Here is a 4,301-nt window from a genome sequence, read left to right on the forward strand (position 1 = left end):
GATACAGTTTTCAACGTAAGAAGTAATGAAGGAAGTATTATCTCTATCTCATAGAGACAATTACTCTCTATGAGCAAGACCATTCGGAAAATACTTCCCTTTTTTTTAGTACAAAGTACATTCAGATACATATATATAGTATAACGCATTATAGAAACATTCTATAATTTGATTAAGCTCATTAATTGAGGCTGTTGCGCATCCTAAAGATTTGACCTAAATTTTCTTGCTCAGCGGCCTTAATTAATCTCTACTTTAAGCTTATTCTATATCGATAATTCTAATACTCTCCTTGTAATATTTCGGTTATAAATAGTACTTAAAGTATCCTATTAATTAAAGTATAGACCAAGAAAAAGCCCATCTAACAATGTTAGATGGGCTTTTCATCTTAAGAGATTTATCTCTTATACTTTACAACTAGATTATCTAGTGAAAGTAATTGTAGTAGTAACTACGTGATCATCACCATCACCATCAGTGTAACAATTACAGTCACCCCAATTACCTTCATAATCATCATAATCGTACCATATCCTACCAGTACTTGTGTAAGTTATTTCGAACGTAGATTCAGAAACGGTGTAGTTCACAAATGCCGGTTGACCTTCACTATCAGCGACATGAATATCAATTCCACCATTTACCCAATCATATGAATCAAGGGAATTGTTCCATTCTAATTGCGTAGAATTCAATATTCTAAAAATTTGTCCTTCCGAACGGTTATTACCGTCAGCATCAACAACATATCCATCAAAAGACCAATTATTATTTTCAAATATGATCTCTTCATCCAAAGAAGTGATATCCTCATCTGATAAATAATCTCCCATATCCCAAACGGATTTGCCATCTCTTGTTTCCTCAACAGTATAACCAGTCAATGTCCATGTACCAGCCAACATTGATTCAACTTCTTCATCACCATCAAAAAATCCAGATGTACCTTCTGGAGCAGTAACAGTAATTTCAACAGAAGCAACACTAGAAGAAGTACCATTTGCATCCGTTACGGTTAAGTAAACCATGTAAGTACCACTTTGGTTGTAAGAATAAGAAACTACCTCTGAGTTACTTGGAGATTGTTGTGTGTCCCCCATATCCCAAGAATAGCTAGCAGATCCTGTAGAAGTAGACATAAAAGTAATTATCTCTCCAACTTCTGGGCTGTCGTTATCAACGCTTATACCGGCCATTGCACCAGTAACAACAATTTCTTCTTCAGCAGTTACATCTTTATCTCCTTGAGATTTTTTTGATGCAATTACTAAAATTGTGTATGTACCAGGTTGGTCGTATGTATAAGTGAATTTATTTCTGAAATCTGTTAAAACAGTTCCATCACCCATATCAATTGTTACTATAGATCCTTCAGCAGTTGCTTCAACTGTTACAGGTTCTCCTACTGCAACTGTATTTGTATCAACGGTCAACGTTGCCGCTGGCTTTGTACAAGAGGTTGCAAAAAGTACTGCAGCTGTTAAAAGCCCAGCACCAATTTTTAATAAATTAGTCTTCATAATTAAATTTTAAATAAATAAATAGAATTTGTATTTGCATTAGTTTGGTCTAATTGCCCGTTCGAATCAATAGCTATCTTATATGTATACTAATAAAAACAGGAGGCTAATTTAATATAAAATATATCAAAAATGATCACAAATTGTTCAATTTCGCTCAATCAAAAACACTAAAGTTCTAAAATTGTGACACTTAGAAACATCCCATAGCAAAGATACACATCCTTACACTACGCATTTATACCTATTTAAAATGAACTAACTAACTAACACAGGTTGCATACTATATATTCTTCGAATAAAATGATTCGCAAAATTCAGAATTAGAAAATTCTCTCTTGCTTGGATTCTAAGAATCCATAAAGAAGTTAGCATGGTAGATATAACTCAAATAAATAAAGCAAAGAGAGATGTAATAAAAAACTTATTTCTGTTCATTAAATTCCACTACTTCCCTCATTTACACTAAGATAAAAAGCATACATTTGACATTAAATTATCGAACATTCATAAATCAAATATTGAATTACCTCATATGAAAACATCATCAATACTTATCGCATCACTAGTATCTATCACCATGATTAGCTGTGGAGGCGGTGCAGAAGAAGCAGACACAAACGCAGAAGATCCAGCTTCAACAACGGAAGGAACTGAACAGAACACATCTAAAGCCAAAGAAACTGTAAAAAAGATTGTTCCTAAGCCCAAGATCACTGTTAAACCTGTTGATACCAATATTGAAATTGACGCTGACAAGCATACTAAAAAAATGGGGAAGAAAGGCGCCAAAATGGGTAAAAAAGGCTCAAAAAACCTGGTTAAAAAAAGGAAGAAAAACTAATAAGTCTAACTACTGGCTTATTTCTTACCATGTTTATGTGAAGGAATGTTCTACCTAATAACATTGATCCTTAATTATGAGGAAATCGATAATATTAATTATGGCCCTTTCAACATTGTTTCTTACGTCATGTAAAAAAAGATATGAATGTTGCTATTATCAGACATATGGTATTAAAATTACGGGCAGTATTGCGTTCCCTTGTAGACAAGTTAAACTGAGAAACAACCAAGTAAGAGATCTTGAGAAAGATAAACAGGGAAACCTATATGCAGCCCAATGGAACGATATGTATTATAGATGCGAATTGAACCAACCTTCTCATTAAGCATTTTACATATTTGATAAACAGGTATTTGAGACTAGTAAAAAAACCATTACCCTCTACCCTGTTTCATACAACGTATTGGGATTTCATTACTAAAAAACAATAAAGCTAGCTTCAGAACGGGATTACTACTTTGCTGCGCAAATGGTCGAATATAGGTCGAACATTTAAAAGTTATGAAACTTTAAGTGATATTGAATCTACAAATTGAAACTCATATCTAATATTAATTAATTTACCTATTTGTAACCACAAGTTGATAAATTTGCTGCTCTAACAAAAAAGAAAATTGCTATTGCTTGCAAGGATGAAGTTATAATATTCAAAAACAGCAAATCTTTAGCTGAGTATTACTCCTAAGCACCCAGGTAAGTACGATGCACTATATATGCCTCGTGTAGTTTACAAAACTAACTTTTTAGATATACATGATTTAGAATTCGGTAATAATGGTTTATATGGTGTCAATACACTTTTTTCTTGCATTATTAAATTATCGGAAGATTATAGTTTTATTCCTTATTGGAAACTTGACTTTATAACTCAAATAGTATCAGAAGACAGATGTCATTTAAACGGTCTTGTAATGCAAAATGGCATACCTAAATATGCAACATGTTTTAACCAAGGGAATACACCTCGAAGTTGAAGGAGTGAAATTAGAACAGGAGGTATGCTTATAGATATTGAGTCTAATAAAATTATTGCAGACGGTTTATCGATGCCTCATTCTCCGAGATTGATTAATGGCAAATTATACTGTTTGCTTTCGGCAACAGGTTCGTTAGTAGAAATAAATCTTAATTCAGGAGAAGTTATAGACCTTGTTCAATTTAATGGGTTTGTGCGAGGGATGGCACATTACAAAGACTATCTATTTGTAGGACTCTCAGGGTTGAGGGAAAACTCTTCTACATTTAAAGAGCTTGTTTCTAACTTAAAGAATAATAGAGCAGGTATTGCAATCGTCCATCTTCCAACAGGAAGTGTTCAAGGCGAAATAATATACAATACATCTGTAGATGAAATTTACGATGTGAAAATATTGGCTGATCAACTAAGACCCAATATAATGAATCCAGATACGGAAGAAAGCAAAACAGGCATTACTATTCCCCAAACTTCATTTTGGGCTAGAGATGGTACAACATAAGCTGAATAGGGTGATCAATTGTTCTTATAAAGAGGAAAAAACGGCTATAACGCAAGTAATTGATGCAAATATCCCCCAATATGGGGATAGAGATGGCAAAATAATAGCGTAGTTTTACTTCGTATTAAAATATAATACAGAAGTGGATAAGATGTAATTTTCAGAACCCACCTTAAAATTAAATGACATTATCCAACCATTCTTTTTGAAATATTCTTGCATCTCTGTCGAGTGTTTTGAATTTGTCTTGATGTGGTGTAAAATCGATAGATTCACTTTTCCCCAAACATAAAATACCTCCTGGAACAAGAGCATCAAAGAATAATTCAATTACCTTGTTTTGCAGTTCTGAAGAAAAATAAATCAAAACATTTTTACAAATTATCAACTGCATTTTAGCGAAGTTTTTATCTGTCACCAAATTGTGGTTGGCTATTACAAAATTTTCACTCA

5 protein-coding genes are annotated in these 4,301 nt (G+C 33.1%); 3 read left to right on the forward strand and 2 right to left on the reverse strand.

The window, feature by feature from the left end:
• Nucleotides 1-425: 425 nt before the first annotated feature.
• Nucleotides 426-1,523: a PKD domain-containing protein gene (locus HRT72_04610; GenBank protein NQY66988.1), complete on the reverse strand. Its 1,098-nt coding sequence runs from the start codon at nt 1,521-1,523 to the stop codon at nt 426-428.
• 535 nt (nt 1,524-2,058) lie between these two features.
• Here HRT72_04610 and HRT72_04615 point away from each other — a divergent pair.
• The 3 genes from HRT72_04615 to HRT72_04625 all read left to right on the forward strand — a co-directional run bounded on the left by HRT72_04615 (nt 2,059) and on the right by HRT72_04625 (nt 3,848).
• Nucleotides 2,059-2,367 (forward strand): hypothetical protein, encoded by a 309-nt coding sequence (locus HRT72_04615; protein ID NQY66989.1) that lies wholly within the window; start codon nt 2,059-2,061, stop codon nt 2,365-2,367.
• A 716-nt stretch (nt 2,368-3,083) separates the two neighbouring features.
• Nucleotides 3,084-3,344: a DUF4915 domain-containing protein gene (locus HRT72_04620; GenBank protein ID NQY66990.1), complete on the forward strand. Its 261-nt coding sequence runs from the start codon at nt 3,084-3,086 to the stop codon at nt 3,342-3,344.
• 24 nt (nt 3,345-3,368) lie between these two features.
• Nucleotides 3,369-3,848 carry a DUF4915 domain-containing protein gene (locus HRT72_04625; protein NQY66991.1) on the forward strand — a complete coding sequence of 160 codons (480 nt, stop codon included), beginning with the start codon at nt 3,369-3,371 and terminating at the stop codon, nt 3,846-3,848.
• A 178-nt stretch (nt 3,849-4,026) separates the two neighbouring features.
• Here the strand turns inward: HRT72_04625 and HRT72_04630 are convergent, their stop codons facing one another.
• Nucleotides 4,027-4,266, reverse strand: a complete 240-nt coding sequence (locus tag HRT72_04630) for a hypothetical protein (GenBank protein NQY66992.1) — start codon at nt 4,264-4,266, stop codon at nt 4,027-4,029.
• Between the last annotated feature and the right edge of the window lie 35 nt (nt 4,267-4,301).

It is taken from the genome of Flavobacteriales bacterium (assembly GCA_013214975.1).
GTDB lineage: Bacteria > Bacteroidota > Bacteroidia > DT-38 > DT-38 > DT-38.

Bases quoted from the DNA above. Each gene is read 5' to 3' on its own strand.
- HRT72_04610 (NQY66988.1), bottom strand. From the start codon at position 1,523: ATGAAGACTAATTTATTAAAAATTGGTGCTGGGCTTTTAACAGCTGCA.
- HRT72_04615 (NQY66989.1), top strand. From the start codon at position 2,059: ATGAAAACATCATCAATACTTATCGCATCACTAGTATCTATCACCATG.
- HRT72_04620 (NQY66990.1), top strand. From the start codon at position 3,084: ATGCCTCGTGTAGTTTACAAAACTAACTTTTTAGATATACATGATTTA.
- HRT72_04625 (NQY66991.1), top strand. From the start codon at position 3,369: ATGCTTATAGATATTGAGTCTAATAAAATTATTGCAGACGGTTTATCG.